The 20356-nt window shown below is 61.3% G+C and carries 20 protein-coding genes; 18 read left to right on the top strand and 2 right to left on the bottom strand.

Annotated elements, in window-relative coordinates; all coding sequences use genetic code 11:
• The first annotated feature begins 243 nt into the window (after positions 1-243).
• The 3 genes from RE4_RS01630 to aztD all read left to right on the top strand — a co-directional run bounded on the left by RE4_RS01630 (position 244) and on the right by aztD (position 4503).
• Positions 244-837, top strand: a complete 594-nt coding sequence (locus RE4_RS01630; protein ID WP_019745642.1) for a TetR/AcrR family transcriptional regulator — start codon at positions 244-246, stop codon at positions 835-837.
• 273 nt (positions 838-1110) lie between these two features.
• Positions 1111-2568: an APC family permease gene (locus RE4_RS01625; RefSeq protein WP_255246877.1), complete on the top strand. Its 1458-nt coding sequence runs from the start codon at positions 1111-1113 to the stop codon at positions 2566-2568.
• 687 nt (positions 2569-3255) lie between these two features.
• A complete protein-coding gene (aztD, locus tag RE4_RS01615) occupies positions 3256-4503 on the top strand; it encodes a zinc metallochaperone AztD (RefSeq protein ID WP_060937866.1) in 1248 nt (415 codons plus the stop codon).
• A gap of 251 nt (positions 4504-4754) precedes the next feature.
• Here aztD and RE4_RS01610 read toward each other — a convergent pair whose 3' ends face one another.
• Positions 4755-5222 carry a VOC family protein gene (locus RE4_RS01610; protein WP_029256446.1) on the bottom strand — a complete coding sequence of 156 codons (468 nt, stop codon included), beginning with the start codon at positions 5220-5222 and terminating at the stop codon, positions 4755-4757.
• Between the two features lie 102 nt (positions 5223-5324).
• Here RE4_RS01610 and RE4_RS01605 point away from each other — a divergent pair, with 102 nt between their 5' ends.
• The 4 genes from RE4_RS01605 to RE4_RS01590 all read left to right on the top strand — a co-directional run bounded on the left by RE4_RS01605 (position 5325) and on the right by RE4_RS01590 (position 8864).
• Complete coding sequence (locus tag RE4_RS01605; RefSeq protein ID WP_060937865.1) at positions 5325-6299, top strand: helix-turn-helix transcriptional regulator; 975 nt, start codon at positions 5325-5327, stop codon at positions 6297-6299.
• Positions 6300-6420: 121 nt separating this feature from the next.
• A complete protein-coding gene (locus RE4_RS01600) occupies positions 6421-7629 on the top strand; it encodes an MFS transporter (RefSeq protein ID WP_060938242.1) in 1209 nt (402 codons plus the stop codon).
• Positions 7630-7730: 101 nt separating this feature from the next.
• The gene (locus RE4_RS01595; RefSeq protein WP_020909393.1) at positions 7731-8399 is read left to right on the top strand and encodes a FadR/GntR family transcriptional regulator; all 669 of its coding nucleotides are present in this window, start codon (positions 7731-7733) and stop codon (positions 8397-8399) included.
• A 21-nt stretch (positions 8400-8420) separates the two neighbouring features.
• Positions 8421-8864 (top strand): hypothetical protein, encoded by a 444-nt coding sequence (locus RE4_RS01590; RefSeq protein ID WP_232816849.1) that lies wholly within the window; start codon positions 8421-8423, stop codon positions 8862-8864.
• Positions 8865-8957: 93 nt separating this feature from the next.
• Here the strand turns inward: RE4_RS01590 and RE4_RS01585 are convergent, their stop codons facing one another.
• Positions 8958-9572 carry a TetR/AcrR family transcriptional regulator gene (locus tag RE4_RS01585; protein ID WP_020909395.1) on the bottom strand — a complete coding sequence of 205 codons (615 nt, stop codon included), beginning with the start codon at positions 9570-9572 and terminating at the stop codon, positions 8958-8960.
• 176 nt (positions 9573-9748) lie between these two features.
• Here RE4_RS01585 and RE4_RS01580 point away from each other — a divergent pair, with 176 nt between their 5' ends.
• Genes RE4_RS01580 through RE4_RS01530 form a run of 11 tightly spaced genes read left to right on the top strand, consistent with a single transcriptional unit; the run spans position 9749 to position 20336 of the window.
• Positions 9749-10984: a sedoheptulose 7-phosphate cyclase gene (locus RE4_RS01580; protein ID WP_060937864.1), complete on the top strand. Its 1236-nt coding sequence runs from the start codon at positions 9749-9751 to the stop codon at positions 10982-10984.
• Positions 10981-12009, top strand: coding sequence for a 3-oxoacyl-ACP synthase III family protein (locus tag RE4_RS01575; RefSeq protein ID WP_060937863.1), 1029 nt, complete (start codon positions 10981-10983; stop codon positions 12007-12009). The genes RE4_RS01580 and RE4_RS01575 overlap by 4 nt, the downstream gene beginning before the upstream one ends.
• Before the next feature lie 3 nt (positions 12010-12012).
• Complete coding sequence (locus tag RE4_RS01570; protein ID WP_020971053.1) at positions 12013-13215, top strand: MFS transporter; 1203 nt, start codon at positions 12013-12015, stop codon at positions 13213-13215.
• Positions 13216-13220: 5 nt separating this feature from the next.
• Positions 13221-14216, top strand: coding sequence for a zinc-dependent alcohol dehydrogenase (locus tag RE4_RS01565; protein WP_020909399.1), 996 nt, complete (start codon positions 13221-13223; stop codon positions 14214-14216).
• The gene (locus tag RE4_RS01560) at positions 14209-15030 is read left to right on the top strand and encodes an SDR family oxidoreductase (protein ID WP_019745655.1); all 822 of its coding nucleotides are present in this window, start codon (positions 14209-14211) and stop codon (positions 15028-15030) included. Before RE4_RS01565 ends, RE4_RS01560 begins: the two co-directional genes overlap by 8 nt.
• Positions 15027-15926, top strand: a complete 900-nt coding sequence (locus RE4_RS01555) for an NADP-dependent oxidoreductase (RefSeq protein WP_020909402.1) — start codon at positions 15027-15029, stop codon at positions 15924-15926. The genes RE4_RS01560 and RE4_RS01555 overlap by 4 nt, the downstream gene beginning before the upstream one ends.
• On the top strand, positions 15923-16720 hold the full coding sequence (locus RE4_RS01550) for a VOC family protein (protein WP_019745657.1): 798 nt from the start codon (positions 15923-15925) through the stop codon (positions 16718-16720). The genes RE4_RS01555 and RE4_RS01550 overlap by 4 nt, the downstream gene beginning before the upstream one ends.
• Positions 16717-17601, top strand: coding sequence for a TIGR03619 family F420-dependent LLM class oxidoreductase (locus RE4_RS01545; RefSeq protein ID WP_020971055.1), 885 nt, complete (start codon positions 16717-16719; stop codon positions 17599-17601). The genes RE4_RS01550 and RE4_RS01545 overlap by 4 nt, the downstream gene beginning before the upstream one ends.
• Positions 17598-18266, top strand: coding sequence for an HAD-IA family hydrolase (locus RE4_RS01540; protein ID WP_019745659.1), 669 nt, complete (start codon positions 17598-17600; stop codon positions 18264-18266). Before RE4_RS01545 ends, RE4_RS01540 begins: the two co-directional genes overlap by 4 nt.
• Positions 18263-19225 (top strand): ROK family protein, encoded by a 963-nt coding sequence (locus RE4_RS01535; RefSeq protein ID WP_019745660.1) that lies wholly within the window; start codon positions 18263-18265, stop codon positions 19223-19225. Before RE4_RS01540 ends, RE4_RS01535 begins: the two co-directional genes overlap by 4 nt.
• A gap of 10 nt (positions 19226-19235) precedes the next feature.
• Entirely contained in the window at positions 19236-20336 is a 1101-nt protein-coding gene (locus RE4_RS01530; protein ID WP_019745661.1) for an alcohol dehydrogenase catalytic domain-containing protein, read from the top strand.
• Positions 20337-20356 lie beyond the last annotated feature (20 nt).

Genomic DNA, 20356 nt, shown 5'->3' with positions numbered 1-20356 from the left:
ATCTGCCAAGCGCTATAGTCGAGCAATGAAGTCAGTCACATGACTAACTCATGTGACTGAGATTATGGCGGATCGGAGCTAGCGTCAATAGGCAAACTGCAAGAGATCCCGAAGAGCGGCAACGACGCACCCGGAACGCACCGGGCAGATAAAGGATCGACCAGGGTGTCACGCACGCTGAGTGACATCGATACGCTCGACCCCTGGAGTCCCACGACAACGAGAAGGTGAACGGTAAAGCGAATGGCGTATCTGACAGCATCCGAGCGGCGGACTGCGATCGTCAAGGCCGCCGCCCGAGTCATCATTCGCGACGGACTGGCCGCGGCGACCACCCGCCGCATCGCCGACGAAGCCGGAGTCAACCTCGCTGCGTTGCACTACAGTTTCGACGGCAAAGGAGAGATCTATACCGCCGTGGACGACATGTTTCGTGCCACCACAGTGGGATCACGCCTGGTACCGACAACTGGCTGGACACGTCAAGAGATCATCCGTTCATTGCTCGAACGCTTCCAAGATCTTCTCCACGCCGATCGGGACGTCCCGATCGCCCAATACGAGCTGCTGCTGTGGGCGCTGCGCAATCCGGACAAGGCCGAACTCGCCAGAGCCAGCTACACGACGTACATATCCGCCTTCGCCGATGAGCTTCGGCACGCAACCGACATCGCCGGCAGCGACGCCACACTGCTCGCCCGCTACACGATCGGCGCAATCGACGGAATCTACATGCAAAATCTCGCAACTGGCGCGACCGGAGTGAGCGCACCCGAACTCGACGCCATCTCGTCCGCAATCGTCGGCATCATCGATTCGATCCACCCGCCCCACTAGAGTTTTCCCGTTTCCCGCCCGGCGTTGCAATCGACAGCGCCGGGCCGCAGTCGTGCCCGTCATCATCCGAATCCCGCAGCTGTATTCAAGGAATTTCCCGGAACTCATTGACGAACAGCAAGGGCGAAGCTAATCTCAGTCGATCGACTCAGTCATGTGACTAACATCACCATCTCCTGAGGGCTATCCCGATCCTCACACGCGCGATCGCGGCCGATCCCGGCATATAGCCCCTGCCCGCACTCGACAGTGCACAAATTCAAGGACGCACATATGAATCACTCGTCGAATAATGCTGTAGCACAGACTAATACGGAGTCCATCAACCTTGAATCCGGCCATCTCAGCCGCCTTCAACTGACCTCGCTGGCCATCTCGTCAATGATCCCTGCCGTCGGCATGGCGTCGTTTCCAATGCTGCTGGTACTCAACGCAGGACTCGGTGGTTGGGTCGCTGCTCTGCTCGCAGCGCTGACAGTCATCTGCGTCGGCAGAGCAGTAACCGTCTTCGCTAGCCGGTATGTCGCCTCCGGATCGCTCTACTCCTACGCCGGCGAAGTATTCGGGCGATGGGCACAGTCACTGATCGCAGCCTCGTTGTTCCTCGGGTATCTGGCGATGGTCGCAAGCATTTTGCTGGTCATCGGCGCGTACAGCGGTAGCTTCCTGCAATCTATCGGCATCGACGGCGGCCTCGATCGCCCTGCACAAATCGCGATCTACCTCGCCTCCGCAGCAATTGTCGCGGCGATCACCTGTCGCGGCCTAGATGTTTCGATCGTAATCGCGGTCCTACTCACCGCGATTTGTCTTCCACTGTTGCTGGCCATTACCGGGGCGAGTGCGATTCACACTGGTCTACATCTGCAGGAACAACTGACTCTTCAGGGCGCGTCCGTCAGCGGGATCGTGGCCGGCATCGCATCCGGAACTGCGTTCCTGGTCGGTTTCGAGGGGAGCGCAGCCCTGGCCGCCGAGACCCGCGACCCGAAGAAGAATGTGCCGGCCGCCGTGATGAGTGTTCCCATCGTGCTTGGAACCTTGTACGTGATCGCAACCTTCCTACAGGCACCAGGAATCACGGAGACGTCCGACCAAATCCTTTCCGGCACATCATCCCCCGCCGCCCTGGCCGAGAATGCGGGCTTACCGACCGCAATGGGACAAATGACGGACCTCGTTGTCGCCGTAGCGACCTTCGCCGCACTGATCGGATTCGTCAACTACGGATCCCGCTTCGTCGCCACCCTGTCAGCCGAAAAGCTTCTACCACAAAGGTTCACACGCATACACTCCCGATTCCACAGCCCTGTTTCCGCAATCCTGCTGATCATTCTCGGTGGCCTCTTCGGCATTTGCACTTTGGTGATCGGCGCCACGGGCCCACTTCCTTCCATCTATAACGCAGTGTCAACTCTGGTCGTCTATTTCTGGGTGAGCCCATACGTCGTCATCAGCATCGGCGCCGTGATGCTCCTCTTCCGCGAGCGCGCAGCCACCGCCGTGACAATCGCAGCACTGATCGCCGGTGCCGTCGCAACCTCATGGATCTATCTCAACGGAATCTTCTTCCCCGCACCGTCTCCAGTCAGTGCCATGTCCTACGTTGCGCTCGCAACCATCACGCCGGCCACTATCGCCTTTTACCTGATGGGGCGTCGAAGCCACGCTGACGCCTCCCAGCCGCCACCTCACCTGAACTCGGAACGAGCGACGGCCCGAGAGCAGTAGACGAACCTCAAATTCAAGCCAACAAACCGGCTTCCCCGTCGCGAGGCACGGGCCCACTGGAGCATGAAAACCACGCCGCCCAACCTGCACTGGAACTAAAAGCGGAAGCGCCGTCGGCGCCAATTTGCTCGAGTTGGATCAGTGGGCCAAAGACATGGTCCTTTAAGCCGTCGCTACGTCGCGTACGCGCCATCCTTCGGACGCAGCCCCTTCGGCTACTACGCGTGCGCAGCAGCCAACAACGCTGTGGCGCATGGAATGCCCTTCGACCATGCACTCGCTGACGGAGACCTTCGGATCGATACTGAGCGATTCCGGATTCCTGATCAACACCGAATTCGGAGTCCTCGGCATCAGGCCGACATCAGGACCCACATACTCGAACACCGGCCGACCTGGGCGGGAATACACACTATGCCCAGGCCTGCTGCCAGCCCTGGAATCCTGGGTCATGACTTACGCCGACGGCCATGATCCAATGTCGAGGCGTTCGACGCGGCTGATTCCGTACGCGGCAAAGAATCGCAGGCATGTTCTCAACCGCTCAATATCGGAACGCCCTTTCTGGGAACTCGTGTTCGGGGTCATCGGCTCGCGAATGCTCGAGCGCGGTGCCCACGCCCGACATGCGAACATTCGCATACTCGACTTTGACAATCATTTACATTAAGCAGTAGATCTATACCCATGCACCTCAACACCCGCATGTCGCGGCGCCTCACCCTTGCCACATCAGTTGGCCTCTCACTCGCCCTCGTCACGGGCTGCTCGTCCGACAACAAGGACTCGGCCCCGTCGGAGACCACCACGACAACCGCGTCCGCACCCACCGAACAAGCCTCGGCAACACCGCGTCTCGCAGTCTCCTACGACGGTGGCGTCCTGGTGCTGGATGCAACGTCGCTCGACGTGGTCGGCGAGACCAAGATCGACGGCTTCACGCGACTCAACCCGGCCGGCGACGGTCGCCACGTCATGATCTCGTCGGGTGAGGCGTTCAAGGTGCTCGACACCGGCACGTGGTCCTCGGCCCACGGCGACCATTCCCACTACTACACAGCCGATCCCGCGATGTCCGAGGTCGAGTTCGCAGCCAACGAACCCGGACACGTTGTACGCCATGCCGGAAAGACCGTCCTCTTCAACGACGGCTCGGGACTCGTCGAGATCTTCGATCCGGCGCAACTGGCAAAGCGCCAACCTCGCGTCGAGACGTACACCACGCCAGAACCCCATCACGGCGTTGCGGTCGCACTTGCCGACGGCAGCCTGTTGACGACCATCGGAAATTCGGAGTCCCGCAACGGCATTGCCATCCTCGATGCCGACCGCAAGGAAATCCTGCGCAACGAACAGTGCCCCGGTGTCCACGGCGAAGCAGTCGCTGCCGGCGAAGCCATCGTGCTGGGCTGCCAGGACGGGTTGCTCGTGTACAAGAACGGAGCGATCACCAAGGTCCAGAGTCCGGATGCATACGGCCGCATCGGAAATCAAGCAGGCTCGGAGGAGTCGGACATCGTCCTGGGCGATTACAAGACTGACAAGGACGCCGAACTCGAACGTCCGCAACGGGTCTCGCTGACCAACACGACGACGTCCGAACTCAAGCTCGTCGACCTCGGCACCAGCTACACCTTCCGCTCACTCGGCCGCGGACCGCACGGAGAGGCACTGGTGCTCGGCACCGACGGCGCCATCCACGTCGTCGACCCGAACACCGGCGTCGTCACCAAGAAGATCGCCGTCATCGACGCATGGACCGAGCCCACCAAGTGGCAAGAGCCCAGGCCGGCACTCTTCGTGGAAGACCACACCGCGTACGTCACCGATCCCACGTCGAAGAAGCTGATCGCCGTCGACCTCGAAGACGGCAGCATCCTGACCGAGACCACCCTCGATCACGCCCCCAACGAATTGACCGGTGTCACCGGCTGATTCAGATCCTCATCTCAGCTCTGCTGGAGCTGAGCGATGAGCAGGACCACGATTGACCGCGGCACAAGTCAGCATGGAATAACTCCGTGTGGAGGTTCGTTGGAGATGGTGTCGGTGTTCGGTTCTTTGCCCCGGGTACCACCCCAGAATTGCCACTTCGAGTGGCCACTTGCCGAGAGGCGCAAGACGGGCACCGACGCGCTGGAGCCGCTGGACACCTTTCGGTGCCAGCGGCTTTGTCGTCTGAATGATCAGGCCGGGTTTTCGCCGGCAGCGACGTCGAGGATCCACGTCACCCCGAACGCATCGGTGAGCATGCCGAATCCGGGGCTCCACGCCGCCGCGGCAAGACCCTCGATGATGGATCCACCGACAGAGAGTTTGGCCCAGTAACCCTGCACCTCTTCGAGCGATTCACCGCGAACCGAGACGAAGAACGGTTGGTCGGTGATCGTGGTGCCGTTCTCGCGGTGCGTCGTGCCGGCATTGGCGGTCGAGCCGCCCGACTGTCCTGGGATGTCGTACGCCATCACGCTGAAGCCGTCCGCGGTTTCGACTTGGCCGAACACAATGTTCTCAGCGCCAGGCACATCCTTGGGCATTCCGAAGTCGCCGTAGGTTGCGATCGTGACCTCGCCACCGAAGACGGACTGGTAGAACTCCAGAGCCGCGCGGGCGTCTCCGCGGAAGTTGAGGTGGGTCGTTGTCTTGATGCTCATGTCTGCTCCTAGTACGAACGTCGCCCGGGTTTTCCCTGACAACGTCGACTCTCACAGCCGTATAGGACTGTTTTCGTCCTAGACTCGTCGTAGTCTCACGACATGGCGACCACCACTCGGCTCTTGAATCTGCTGTCCCTCTTGCAGACGAGGCGCGACTGGCCGGGCGCTCTACTCGCCGAGCGGCTCGACATCAGCCACCGCACGGTCCGCCGCGACATCGACCGGCTCCGGGAGATGGGTTACAGCATTGCGGCGACCATGGGCCCGGACGGCGGATACCGACTCGACGCCGGCAGCGAGCTACCACCCCTGCTGTTCGACGACGATCAGGTCATCGCCTTGGCAGTCGCTCTGCAGGCGGCGACGCTGACCGGCGTCGGCATCGAAGAGGACGCAGTGCGTGCGCTGACCACCGTGCGACAAGTGATGCCGTCGCGCCTGCGTCATCGCCTCGACGCACTCACGTTCACCACGATTTCGACCGATTCCAGCGACGCAGACTCGGTGTCCCCTGAGGTGCTCGTAGCGATTTCCGCAGCGGTGCGCGCTCGCGAGGTGCTCCGCTTCGACTACTCGAACGGCCGCTCAACTGACAACATCGAAATAACACCCCCACGCCGCGTGGAGCCACATCATCTGGTGACCTCCAAGCGTCGCTGGTACCTCGTCGCGTGGGATCTCGAGCGAGACGACTGGCGAATCTTCCGCGCCGATCGCATCACCCCACGCATCCCGAACGGCCCGCAGTTCACACCGAAGGAGATCCCCGGCGGTGACGTGAGCGAATACGTGGCCGCGTGCTTCAAGGGATCGGAACATATCAACAAATGGCCGTGCCACGGCAAGGTCGTTCTCCATCGACCAGCCAGTTATGTTCTTCCCTTTGTCGAGGACGGCGCCGTCGAAGATCTTGGCCCCGACCAGTGCAGCCTCGAAGCCGGATCATGGTCCTGGACGGCGCTGGCAGCCTCCTTCAACCGATTCGACACCGACATCGATGTCGTCGGCCCGGCAGAACTGACCCACGCTTTCGCACAACTCGCCGCCCGCAATGCCGCGACTGCTGCGAGTTAGGCAGTCGTCGCGAATGAGATCCAGGTCTCCAACACAACCGTGCGTTCGTGAGTTCATGTAGGTTTCAAGTCCTCAGAGGACCTGAGGACTTGAAGACCTGAACGAAGGGATGCCCAAGGAGATGAAGAAGGGGCAAGTTGCGTTTCTCACCGGCACACACGTCGTGAACGATCTGTACCAGGGGGCTGTGCCTGCACTGTTGCCGTTCATGATGCTGGAACGCGGATATTCCTACTCCGCGGTTGCCGGAATCACGCTCGCCGCGACCGGACTATCCAGTGTCGTGCAACCCGCATTCGGCATGCTGGTCGATCGAAAGAGCCGGAATTGGCTGGTACCCACAGGTTTTGTGACGGCCGCAACGGGAATTGTCGTGGCCGCGATGAGCACCACCTACATCGTCACTTGGCTGGCAATTGCTTTGGCCGGCATCGGCATTGCCGCATACCATCCGCCCGCCACAAATTTGGCACGCGCAGCTGGAGGTCACTCGCAGAAGGCCATGAGCGTGTTCTCCGTGGGCGGCACGTTGGGAGCCTCACTGGCGCCACCGTTCGTCACGCTCGTGGTCGGTTCGCTCGGATTGTCCGGCGGCTACCTGCTCGCAGTTCCTGCAGCGGTAGCGGCTATTTGGTGGATCGTCGCCCAATCACGACCAGCCGGCACGGGCACGGACGCCGAATCAGCCCAATCATTGAGTTCGCAGCTAGCAGCGAACGGTCCCGTGTCAGATGATTGGCGCTCGTTCACCCGACTCGTGCTGGTAACGGTGTGTTGGTCAATTCCATATGTGACCACGCTGTCGTTGGTCTCACCGTACGTACTCAACGGACTGAACGGATCGTCCTCGAGTGCAGCAATCGTGTTGTCCTCCTTCACCTTGGCGGGAGCGGCCGGCACGCTACTGGGCGGAGTCCTCGCGGACCGTCGTGGTCGACGTGCATCCATCCGACTCGGTTACCTGCTTGCGGTACCTTCACTGGCATTGCTCGCCGCGGCTCCGAACGTGGCAATTGCCGAACTTGGAATCGTCTGTCTCGGATTCGCGATGTTCTTGCCCTTCGCGCCACAGGTGACATTGGCGCAGGACTACCTACCGAACCGCCCAGGCACGGCAAGTGGGGTGACCCTCGGACTCGCAATGTCAGTGGGAGGCATCGCCTCTCCGCTGTTCGGTTACCTGGCAGATCACTTCGGACCGCGCATGGCGATCGGGGCGACAACTGCAGTGCTGTTGGTCGGAGCCGTCATCGCATTCACCTTGCGCGATCGACGCCTCGACCCGGAGGACGAGACGGAGCGCGAACTGGACGTCATCGCCCTTCGATAACCCGAAGACAGCCCCGTAGTCTGAAGATTCATCGGAGGACATGAAGTGTCACTCGGTGGGCCGCTCCACGGCGGTTCACCGAGTCAGTCAGGAGCAGACACATGGCAGTGCGCCAGGTCAAGCAGCAGTCACTGGTACAGAAAGCCGCAGACGAACTTGCGCGCCTCATCGGCGACGGCGAATGGCCGGTCGGGACGAAAATCCCGAACGAGCAGGATCTGAGCACGCTTCTCGGAGTCGGGCGTTCGACCGGCAGGGAAGCCGTGCGTGCACTGATCGCGTCGGGACAGCTCTACTCTCATCAAGGATCCGGCACCTACGTCATGTCCTCGACTCCGGTCACAGAACTCGAGCGAGAACTCAAACGCTCGGACCGCCGCGAAGTCTACGAAGTACGCCGACTTCTGGAAGTGGAAGCGGGCCGCCTGGCTGCCATGCGTCGGACCTCTGCCGACGTCGACCTGTTACGGGCAGCACTCGAAGCCCGTGAAAATGCTTCGACACCAACAGAATTTGTCGACGCTGACATGGAACTACATCGCGCCGTGGTGAATGCTGCGCACAACAGCGTGTTGTCGATGGTGTTCGATTCATTCATCGAAACGCTCCGCAACTCGGCCCTGGACGTTATCACCGACGTCACGGCACGAAACCCCCAATCCATCGACGACGAAGCCGCTGCCCACCGAGATCTGGTGGAAGCAATCGTCGCGGGTGATGCCGACGCTGCCAGCGCGGCAACGCGCAGGAACATGGACGGGCTCGACTGACCCTCTCTATCGTTGTCAGGCATGACGTCCACATCGCTCCCTCCACGGGGTCTCCGGATCGGTCTGTCCGCCATCGCGTGGCTCAACCTGCTCTCTGCGCTCGTGGGAATGGCGGGCCTGACGATCGGCGGCGGGATGGGCCTGCCTCCTGAGTGGATCGAGGGAACCGTCTTCCCTTCATATTTCTGGCCCGGAATCCTCCTCGGCGTTGTCGTCGGAGGCATCCAAGCCGCCGCGCTCTTCGCTCAGCACAACAGGTTCCGTCTGGCATGGGGCCTGCACGCCGCCGCCGGGCTGACCATGATTATCTGGATCTTCGTCGAGATCGCCATCGTTCTCGCCTGGTCGCCGCTGCAAGGCATCTTCTTCACCACCGGACTGGCCCAGACGATCCTCGCCGTGCTCGCACTCGGAGCCTGGCCTCGCCCCTTCCTTCAACGAACCGACAGCCATCACGGTCAGTGACGAATTACATTGGGATAGAAGGTCACTAGGACCGACCTCGATGCTCTCCATCGCCCAATCCAGCTCGACCCCCGACCGTCAACTGAAATCTGTTCAGCCGATGAGGTCTTTCGAGAAGTTCAGCGAGTCGAAAGACCTGTTCGCTACGAGTTCCAATTGCCTCTGTGTTGCACCGTCTCGGGCGCGCTGAGACATGCCTTGGATGACTACACCGATGAACTCGGCAAGGTCCTCGGGATCGGAGTCAGCGGGCATGAGTCCGTTGGCGATATCGGCTGCGATCCTCTGCGACAGCAACACCACGTTGGCATTTCGCATGTCGCGCAATCGGTTTGCTATGTGACTGTTGGCGTCGGTTACGCTGACCGCCGCGCTGATGATCAGACAACCACCCGGACAAGACTCGTCGGTGTAATGGGACGCCGCGTCGTTCAAGAGGCGGCGAATCAATTCGGATGCCTCGCGCTCTTCGGCGAACGCCCGGTCCATGAAGTCGCCGCGAGTCGCGTTGTAGTGATCGACGGCGGCAAAGAACACTCCTTCCTTGCCGCCGAAAGCACTGTAGAGACTCGGTGGATTTATCTGCATCGCAGCAGTCAACATGGCAACGGATGTCCCCTCGTAGCCGTGCTCCCAGAAGGCATACATCGCTTTGTCCAAGGCCGCGTCTACGTCGAACTTCCGCCCTTGTCCCGGCACCCCGGCCATGCAACCTCCCAATTCCGCAGCATCTACCGATCCAAATGTGATCTATTCTACTCTTGTAGCGATCACTATGCGAATGTCCTACTGTTCTCCTCGAAAGTTCATTTCGTTCACTGAAGTCCCGCCGTACTGCTGACACAGCTCGCGAACGCTCTTTCACACCGTCTAGGGGGATCGACATGCGTAGTGCCGCTTCATTCAAACTGGGTCTCAGCCACAGCGCGGCCACCGATTCGACATGGAAGGTCGAAGCGGTCAAACAGGTCGAGTATCACGTGATTGCCGCACGAAATCTGTTCGCCAAGGACAGCACTCGACTACTCGACGGGTGCAGCGCAGCGTCGCTACACCGCGGAGACCGACGCTTGATCATCATCGACGCGAACGTCGACCGAATTCACGGGGATAGAATTCGAGGCTACTTCGAACACCACGGAATACGAGCATCCTTCGTACCGATGCGAGCCGACGAGACGGTCAAAGAGTGGGGTTCTGCGGTGCGGGTGGTCGACGCGATGAACGGATTCGGCATCGACCGACGCAGGGAGCCGGTAATCGCGATCGGCGGGGGTGTTCTACTCGACATTGTTGGTTTCGCCGCGAGCGTCTACCGCCGCGGAACGCCGTACATCCGGGTCCCCACCACACTGATCGGCCTCGTCGACGCCGGGGTCGGCGTCAAGACCGGAGTCAACTACGGCATGGGCAAGAATCGACTGGGGACGTATGCACCGGCCCTGGCAACTTTTGTCGACCGAGCATTCCTGCGTACCCTCGACAACCGACACTTGTCCAACGGCCTTGCCGAGATACTCAAGATGGCCTTGATCAAATCCCTCGACCTCTTCGAACTGCTGGAAATCTTCGGGGAACGATTGATCGATGACAGGTTTCAGGGCTCTTCCGACGAACTCGACACAGCAGCAACACAAGTCATCGCCGAGTCGATCCACCTGATGCTCGAGGAACTGCAGCCCAATCTGTGGGAATCCTGCCTCGAACGCTGCGTCGACTACGGCCACACATTCTCGCCCACGCTCGAGATGGAAGCACTACCGGAACTTCTGCACGGTGAAGCCGTAGCTGTCGACATGGCATTGACGTCTGCACTGGGTTATTTGCGGGGAAGTATCAGTGAAGCTGAACTTGATCGCGTCCTGACTGTAATGAGGCGCCTCGGCCTTCCCACCTGGAACGACGTCTTGTCCACACCGGGCGTCCTCGGCGCCGCATTGGCCGACACAGTGCGTCATCGGGACGGGCGGCAACGGCTGCCTTTGCCGGTCGGGATCGGTGGACACCACTTCGTCAATGATGTCACGGTCGACGGAATCAACTCTGCCTCCGCCCTTTTGAACAGGAAGAGCGACGAGCTACGCGTCCGTGAGACGTCGGTGACGAAGGTCGCGTCATGAGGTGGGGCGGCCTCTACATCGAAGGCTTCGGCTCATACCTACCGGACAGGCGGGAACAAGCCTCCGACATGGTGACCGAAGGACGGTTCGATCCCGTCGAACAGCAGAAGACCGGACAGACTTCGGTTGCAGTGTCGGACCCTGATATCGGCGAATCCGCGCCGGAGATGGCAGTTTTCGCAGGCAGAGCTGCATTGGCCGACAGCGGAATCAGCAGCAACGAAATCGACCTACTCGTGCATGCAGTGGTTCTGCACAACGGCCTGGAGGCGTGGAACTGCGGCGCCTACATTCAGAACGAACTTGGCATCGACGACTGCCTGCCGATCGAGATCCGAACAGCCTGCGCCGGAGCAATCGTCGGAATCGAACTGATCGGCCGCTGGTTCGACGGACACGGCAAAGGCCTGGTAACTGCATCCGACGCTTGGCGTCTCCCCCTGTTCGACCGGTGGAATTCCGACAGCGGTCTCGCCTACGGAGACGGCGCGGCCGCTGCTGTCATCGGCCCGGATCCGGGTCCCTTTCGTATTCTTTCGACTTCCGTAGTCACTGATGCACACCTCGAGCAGATGCACCGCGGGCACGAGCGCACAAGCATGCCTGTCTACGGCACCGCCGACCCGATCGATCTCCGAGCACGGGTGGGGGGCTTCACCGAGACTCACTCCATCGACGAGTTCTGGTCACGCAACGCGGCCGCTCTGTCTCGATGCGCTGAAACAGCTTTGGGTGATGCCGCCACTCATCACGGTGACATCGCCACCTGGATCGTACCGAATTTCGGCAACGTCCTACTCCGCAAACAATGTTTCGAGCCGCTGAAGATCCGCGCCGAGCAGACCTTGGTCGAACTCGGCAGAACCATCGGCCACACCGGTGCTGCCGACCCACTACTGGGCCTCGACCTGCTCCGCCGCAGCATGGCCCTGCACCCTGGAGACCGGATCATGCTCACCGGCATCGGCGTCGGGTTCACATGGGGATGCGCAGTCGTCGAATACACCGGATACGAGAAGGGATAGGCCATGGTGGTCGAAACTCCGCACGAATTGACGACAACGGCTCGCTCTACCAACGCGAATGCCGCAATAATCTGGATGCTCCTGGCAGTGTTCGGCGTCGGCACTGTCGAATACCTTGTGGCCGGCGTACTTCCGGACATCTCCACCGACCTCGGGGTCAGCACCTCCACAGCCGGACTGCTCGTCACCATCTATGCCGTCACAGTGGTCATCGGTGGCCCTCTACTGACGATCGCTACCACCAGGGTGCCGCGGACACCTCTCATCGCGGCTCTGATGGCTCTCTTCGTCATCGGCAACATCGGAACTGCGCTGGCACCGAACTTCGCAACCATGGTGATATTTCGGATCATCACTGCTCTGCCACACGCGACGTTCTTCGCTCTGTGCCTGGTGCTGGCGACGTCGTTGGTGGCGCCTGAATTCCAAGGGCGTGTGATCGCCCGCGTCACCCTCGGACTGAACCTGGCGACGGTCCTCGGCGTCCCCTTGGGAACTCTCATCGGTACACAACTGGGTTGGCGCTGGTCTTTTGCGATCATCGCCGTTTTCCAACTGCTGGTCACCGCTGCGCTGATCGCCTCGACGCGCAACGCCGCTCCCTCGCACCAGACCGGCAACGTCAGCTCAGAGCTACGGGTGTTCACCCGGGGCCCAGTTCTGTGGGCGATCGGGCTGACCGCTCTCAGTCAGGCAGCGCTTTTCGTGGTGTTCACCTACATCTCGCCGTATCTCACCGAGCATGCCGGCATCTCGGTGTCGACGGTGACGGTGGTGTTGTTCGTATTCGGCGTCGGGTCTGTTGTCGGCAATCAACTCGGTGGTTACTACGCAGACAAGGACCTGGACAAAACGCTGTACATCGCGTTGACCGCGCTCGCGTTGGCACTTCTCGCTCTCTTCGTCTTCGGCGGAACGTCTTGGTTTGCCTTCGCCTGGATGTTCGTACTCGGTGCTACCGGTTTTTCCATTATTCCGCCGCTCGCCTCGAAACTCATCGGTGCTGCAAGCGAAGCCCCGCACCTTGCTGCCACGGTCAACATTGCAGGATTCCAACTTGCGAATGCTGCCGGCGCGTGGATCGGCTCGATCGCTCTGTCCGGCGGCAACAGCGTTGCAGTCCTGCCTGCTATCGGGGCAGTCCTCGCGGCGGGCGCAGTACTGCTGCTGTTCGTCAGTCGGCGCACTGCTCGGAGCGTGACGTGAAAGCCATGAGAGCTGCGATGATCGACGCTCCCCGTTCCGTGTCGATCGTGACGATCGACCGTCCCAACTGCGGGCCTGACGATGTCGTCGTCAAGGTTGCCTATGTCGGTCTGTGCGGTACGGATCTGGAGTTGTTGCACGGCACGTCGTCATACCTCACTGATGGCCTTACATCGTTTCCGCATCACTTCGGGCACGAATGGGTGGGCACCGTAGAGCAGACCGGCCCGAATATTCACGATCTGTCGGCGGGTGACGTAGTCACCGGGAGCACGATGATTTTCTGCCAGGCGTGTTCGGCCTGCGGGGCCGGACGACGCAACCAATGCTCCGATCTGCGTGAGGTCGGGCTATACGAACATCCTGGTGCCGCAGCCGAATTCCTCCGCATGCCGCGGCGCACGGTCGTTTCACTCGGTCGCGTCACAGTCGAACCGGAGCACGTTCTCATCGAGCCGCTCGTGACGGTGCTCGAGGCGCTCGACGCTGCTTCGGTGTCGCCGGGTGATCGGGTTCTCGTCGTCGGCGCGGGCACGATCGGCAGCTTGTCCATCGCCATGCTGAGTCGATACCCGATCACCGTCGACGTTCTCGAACCCCGGTCGATCGAACACCTCGACTCCGGCACCGTCACACACAGTTTCACCGATGCCACACACCTGACCGGGCAGTACGACGTGGTCGTGGAGGCGTCTGGCGGCGCCGGTGCGCTGGGTACCGCCGTAGGCGTTCTCCGTCCGGGAGGCAAGTGCATCCTCGTAGGCGTCGCGGCGCACACGGAATCGATCGATCCCGGAGCGGTTGCGCTGGCCGGCATTTCGATCATCGGAGTACGTCACGGGGTAGATCACTACCGCCGAGCCGCGGAACTGTTCCCGCTGATTCGCCCGGCATTGACCGCATTGATCGACAGTGTGGTTCCTCTGACCGAAGCACAGTCCGCATTCGATCGTCTCGAAGGCCACAGGACACGGCCGAAGGTGGTGATCTCTGTTGAGTGAGCTCGAATACACAGTGATAACCGGAGCGAGTAGTGGTATCGGCCGGGCAATCGCGCTCGCGCTTGCGAAAGAGGGTCACAACCTCGTCCTCGGATACGGCAATGGTCTCGATCGCATCGCACGGTTGGTGAGCGAACTAAATGCGCAGTTCCGCATCGACGTCGTTCCCCTGCAACTGGACCTGCGCAATGCCGAATCGACAGTCGACGCCGTTCTGAGATGCACAGATGAACTGGGTGAGATCCACTGCCTGGTAAACAATGCCGGAATCAACGATCGATCACCCGCAGATGCACTCGCCATCGATCGAATGCGCGAGGTCATGGCCGTCAATTCGATCACCCCACTTGCGTTGGCCTCGTCGGTGGGGCGCCGGATGATCGCGCGAGGTATCGCAGGATCGATCGTCAACATCACATCGATCCATGACACGGTACCCATCACCGGCGGTGCAATCTACTGCGCCAGCAAGGCCGCATTGGCGGCGTCGAGTCGTGTCCTCGCCCTCGAATTCGCGCCCCACGGAGTGCGCGTCAATTCCGTCGCACCGGGAGAAACCGCCACCGCGATGAACGGCATCGATGACGAATCCTCGTATGCGGACATCGATCGCCCCGCTATCCCGTTGGGGCGTCCGGCCGGTGTGCACGAGGTCGCAGCAGCCGCGGCGTTCCTCGCCGGGTCCGGTTCGAGCTATCTCACGGGGACCACCGTTACCGTCGACGGCGGACTGGTTCTGACTGCAGCCGAAGCGAATGCCCGCTACGCCGTCGATCATTCTCCAACGCAAGGTCTCATGAAAGGAATCGCATGAAAGCCATCGCAATCGAAGCCACCGGCGACCCAAGCGTTCTCACTCTCACCGAGGTTGACGAGCCGACATCCGGCCCCGGAGACGTCACTGTTTCCGTTGCAGCCGCTGCCGTCAACCCTGTCGATCTGAAGACCCGTTCGGGGTTCTTGCCCATCGAGTTGCACTTCCCAGCCGTATTGGGATGGGACGTCTCCGGAACTGTTATCGCAGTCGGATCCGCGGTAACACGCTTCACGCCAGGAGACCGCGTCATCGGAATGATCGCGCAACCGGCACACCGCTACGGAACCTATGCCGAACGCGTCACCGCCGACCAGTCCTTGTTCGCACCCGCTCCGTCGAACGTCACCCTCGAGCACGCTGCTGCGATCCCACTCGCAGCGCTCACCGCTGTGCAATGCCTCGAGAAACTCGACCTTGCACCAGAATCCACGGTGTTGGTGACCGGTGCTGCCGGCGCGGTGGGCCGAATAGCGTCGGCGCTGCTGATCTCGCGGGGACACCGCGTCGAAGCCCTCGCTCGCGAGAGCGACACTGACGAACTCTTGGCCCTCAGCCTCAGCCGGGTCATAGCGAGTCCCGTCGACCTGCCGCAGAAGGAGTACGACGCCATCGTCGACACGGCGGGTATTGCCGAATCCGTCGACAGTGTGCGAGACGACGGCGCCTTCATCTCCATCGACGACAACGAGCAACCCGCACCGCAACGTGGAATCACACCGGCGAAAAGCTATGTCGACGAGGACGGCTCGGGCCTCGAATCATTCGCCGAACTGGTATCGACCGGTTCGGTCACCGTCCCTGTCGCCCGAACATTCCGGTTCGACGAAGCACCCCAAGCCCACGCTCTGCTGGCCGCGGGCGGAACCCGAGGAAAGGTACTGCTGATCCCATGACCGTGACCGCGAATGTCGAAGATGCCTTGTCCACAGTCGGTGTCACCGTTCCCGATGCGGACGCCGCCGCCAACTTCTTCGCTTCACTCCTGGGTGCGAACCGCGTCGTAAGATACCCCGGACGTGTCTCCGTACCGATCGGATTGTCGGGGGTCGTGGATTTCGTATCAGCGGATTGGCCCCATCAACCCCCACCGCGGTTGGTCGACATCGGTACCAACCATCTCTGCTTCACTGTCGGCGATATCGAACTCGCTGTGAGCTACCTTGATTCGCGAAGCGACGTGACAGTCCTCGGCGACGTGATCGAGGTACCCGAGGGTCCGATTGCGGGCAACAAGTGGGTGTACTTCCGGTCGCCGTGGGGCGATCTCTTCGAACTTCAGCAGTGGCCCGAGGAGCCGGGATACTTCCACGAGACCCAGGCCCGACTCCACCACAGACGAGAGGACATCGCGTCAGCCCTTCTCCCGACCTGCCGCGGTTTGGATCACACGGGCTACAGCGTCCCGGACCTCGACGCCGCGATAGCGCGTCTGGTGACCGCCCATTCGGGAACCGAGGTGCTCCGCACCGACATCGCAGCGGATCGCGGGTTCATGACGGCACAGTTCGATCTCGACGTCGAAGGAACGTCCCGGATGGCGATGGTATCCGTCGGCGACTTGAACATCGAGTTGTTCGAGCACCACATCGGCCGGCAGGAGGCCCCTCGCCCTTTGACCGCCAACGGGGGAAACTTCCTGACGTTCCGCCACGGGGGCGCAGCGCGACTGATTCCGAGTTCGCTGTGAAGTACGGAATCAATCTCCCCAACTTCGGGCCGCAGATCGACCCCGAGGGGATTCTCGCGTGGGCCCGGACAGCGGAAGCTGCCGGATTCGACAATGTCCTACTCTCGGATCACGTGGTGTTGACCGACGACGCGAATCGCCGCTCTCCCGCTCCGTTTTACGAGTGCCTGGCCACGCTGTCCTGGCTCGCAGCGGGTACCGAGTCGATTCGCCTGGGCAGCGGCGTGCTGATCGGCAGTCACCGACACCCGGCCCACCTCGCCCACGCGACCGCGACGATTGATCGACTCAGCGGCGGACGGTTGATCGTGGGCATCGGGGTCGGCTGGACTGCACAGGCTTTCGACGTCCTCGGCGTTCCGTTCACACGTCGAGGCCGACTGACGGATACCACTCTCGAAACCCTGATCGCAGCGTGGACGTCGGAGACATACGACGCACCGGGCTCGGCCGGAACACATCGCGTGCACAACGGACCTCTACCGCTGCAGCAACCACACCCTCCGTTGTGGATCGGCGGCAACGGACCCGCTGCGATCGACCGAACCAACAGATTAGGCACTGCATGGCACCCATTGCACCCTACCCGGGGCCTATGCATCGCTGGAGTCGCTTCACTCGCCCCCGGGCGTGAGTTCGTCCCCCGCATCTACTTTCTCCCCACCGAAAGATCTGTCGAATCACCAGACCGTCCACTCGGGTACGGAACCATCAACCAGATACGTGCCGACATCGATTTTCTGTCTGAGATCGGTGCACAGACGATTGTGCTCGATACCGATCCTGGCGACCAGCGACTGCGCCGCTCAACCGACCACGATCTCGATCTGATTCGCATTGCCGGCGAAAGTTTGGGAATGAGTCGGGTGGCCGTCTTATGACTCTGCGGCCCAGCTTGATTCGACAATCCATTTCGACCTCGGCACTGCTGTTCGACATGGACGGAACCCTCGTCGATTCGCAGGCGTCGATCGAGGCTGTCTGGTTCGAATTCGCGGACCGGCACGGCGTTGATCGGGCGGTGGTAGCGCAGGCACTTCCAGGCCGCATCGCTTCCGACATCATCGTTCGGGTTCTCGGTAATCGAGCAAACGTCGAATCCGAACTGAACTGGATCAGGCAAAGCGAAGAGCAGAACTCGCATCCAGTTCGCGCCATCGCCGGCGCCAAGGACTTTCTGGCGTCTGTGCCCCGGGAGCAATGGGCGATTGTCACGTCGGCCCCTCGATCGATGATGGTGCGAAGGCTCACTGAAGCGGGCCTCCCGCTTCCACACGCGTCGGTATGCGCTGAGGACGTGCGCGCCGGCAAGCCAGATCCCGAGGGCTTTCTTGCAGCGGCGGCGCGCTTGAAGGTTTCCGCCGACTCCTGCACCGTATTCGAAGACTCCTCGGCCGGCATGGCTGCTGCGGCCGATTCCGGCGCATCATGCGTTGCAATCGGAGCCGAGCCCGGACGAAACCTTTTGAGAGTGAATAATTTTACTTCACTACGACTCTCCCGAGAGAGATCGGAGCTCGTAATCGACGTGGTACCGGAACTATGACGGATACCGTATCGGTCGATCTGGGAGGTACGTGGCTACGCATCCGCAGCGGTGAGCGAACCGAACGGCTGCCATCGCCCAGCGTGCTCCGACAACCGTCTGCCACTCCCGATCAACTCCTGCGCGAGCTGATCGAGACACTGGATCGATATCTACCGCCGGGTGCCGCAGTGAACATGGCGTGCGGGGCCGCGCTCGACGAACAGAAGGGCGTCGCCCATGGATCCGGCCCATTGTGGGGCGGCACTCCTGCCGGTGAGATTCCGTTGCTGCGCCTCCTCGAATCCCACCGCCCGGACGTTCGATGGACACTCGTGAACGACGTGACGGCAGGGTTGGCGTCATTCGCTCGTGGGTTTACACGTCCCACCGATCGGCGCATCGCCTACCTCACCATCAGCAGCGGGATCGCACTGCGGATAGCTGATGCAAGAGAGGGAGTGATTCCAGTGGACGCATTGGGGTTGCAAGGTGAGGTCGGCCACCTTCGTGCAGTGACGTCGGGGCCGGATACAGTGCGACAGTTGCCCTGCGCATGTGGAGGCATCGGACATGTCGCGGCGATCTCGTCCGGCTCGGCGTTGGCTGCTGTCGCCTCGGCTCTCGAATTGCCCTATGACAGAGATTCGTTCGGTCCAGCACTCGAGTCAGGCGCCCCTGGTGCATCACTTCTGTTGAGCGTGGTCGTCGAGCCGATCGCCGAGCTGGTCAGAACGATGATCGCCCTCGATCCACGACTGGATCGCATCGGGATCGGTGGCGGGCTCGCCGAAGGTCTGTCCGAGATGTACGAGAGGGAACTTTGTTCCCAACTCGCCTCGGTGCGATCGTACGCGGACACGTCACTGACTCCCGAGAGAATCCGTAAGACGATATACCTGTGCCGTCCTCACGACATCGACACCCTGTCCGGTGCCGACGATATTGCCGCCGGTCGCCTCCGCGTAAGCAAGCTGTGAAAGAGGATTCATGACAACGCAACTCACCCATCGCGCAATCGTGAGAAGGGGCAGTCGGTCGAGCGTCGAAAAGCGGCCGACTCCAACTCCCGGACCCGGCGAACTTCTCGTCGCCCCCGAGAAAGTCAGCCTGTGCGGGACTGACATTCAGATTGTGCGCGGAGACAGGGACGACCCCTCGCCCATCGTCGGCCACGAAGGCGCTACCCGCGTCGTCGAAGTGGGCGACGGCGTCACCGGCTTCGAGGTAGGTGATCGAGTCGTGGTCAACCCGACGCATCCGCATGATTCATCGTTTCTTCTCGGCCACAACGTCGAGGGGTTGTTTCAACAACGCGTCATCATCGGCGTGCCCGCGGTGAGTGGAGGGTTGGTCACGCCGTTGCCACTGGAACTTTCCAGCGCACGCGCTACTCTCGTCGAACCGTACGCCGTCGTCAGGTATGCGCTCTCCTGCCTCTCCCGTGAGTCACCGGGGACGCTGCTCATTTTCGGCGACGGTCTCATCGGAAATCTGGCTGCGGCCCTCGCACCCTCCGTTCTCTTCCCAACCGTCCGAGTAGTAATGGTCCACCGCACCGAACTCGGCATGGAGTGGACGACAAATCACTTTCCATCCGTGGTCAACTCGCTCGCTACCGAGAACTGGGTACGCGAAACCACAGGCTCGGTCGCCGTGCTGGTCGCGACTCACCGCGCCGGCACAGTAGCGTCGATCGACACCGCTCTGGAACGCCTCGGCGATCGAGTTGTCTCCGTGCATCCGATTGGTGGAGTGCCGGCCAAGGCCACGTCCGATTTGTTACCCGGGGTGGACATCGCCGGGGTGCGACAAGCCAACACGGGTGGACCGACACCACCCGCGATCACGACGTTCACCAGGGGCTCTCTGCGCGTTGCCTTGACGGGCAACAGAGGAGTCACGAACCACCAACTCGCCTCCGCTGCAGCTGCATTGACGAGCGCCGACGACACGATCGACACGCTACTCACACACCAACTCGGCATCGATGAGGGCACCGCATTGATGAACGTGATCTGCGAGAAACGGACCCGAGAGGTGGACGGCGAGTTGGTGATTCGATTGGTGGTGAATCTTGCGGGTCATTGAAGGTATTTGATCCGACGAAC

Origin of the sequence: Rhodococcus erythropolis NBRC 15567, assembly GCF_001552595.1 — a bacterium.
GTDB lineage: Bacteria > Actinomycetota > Actinomycetes > Mycobacteriales > Mycobacteriaceae > Rhodococcus_F > Rhodococcus_F erythropolis.
This window is presented reverse-complemented; position numbering and strand designations above follow the sequence as displayed.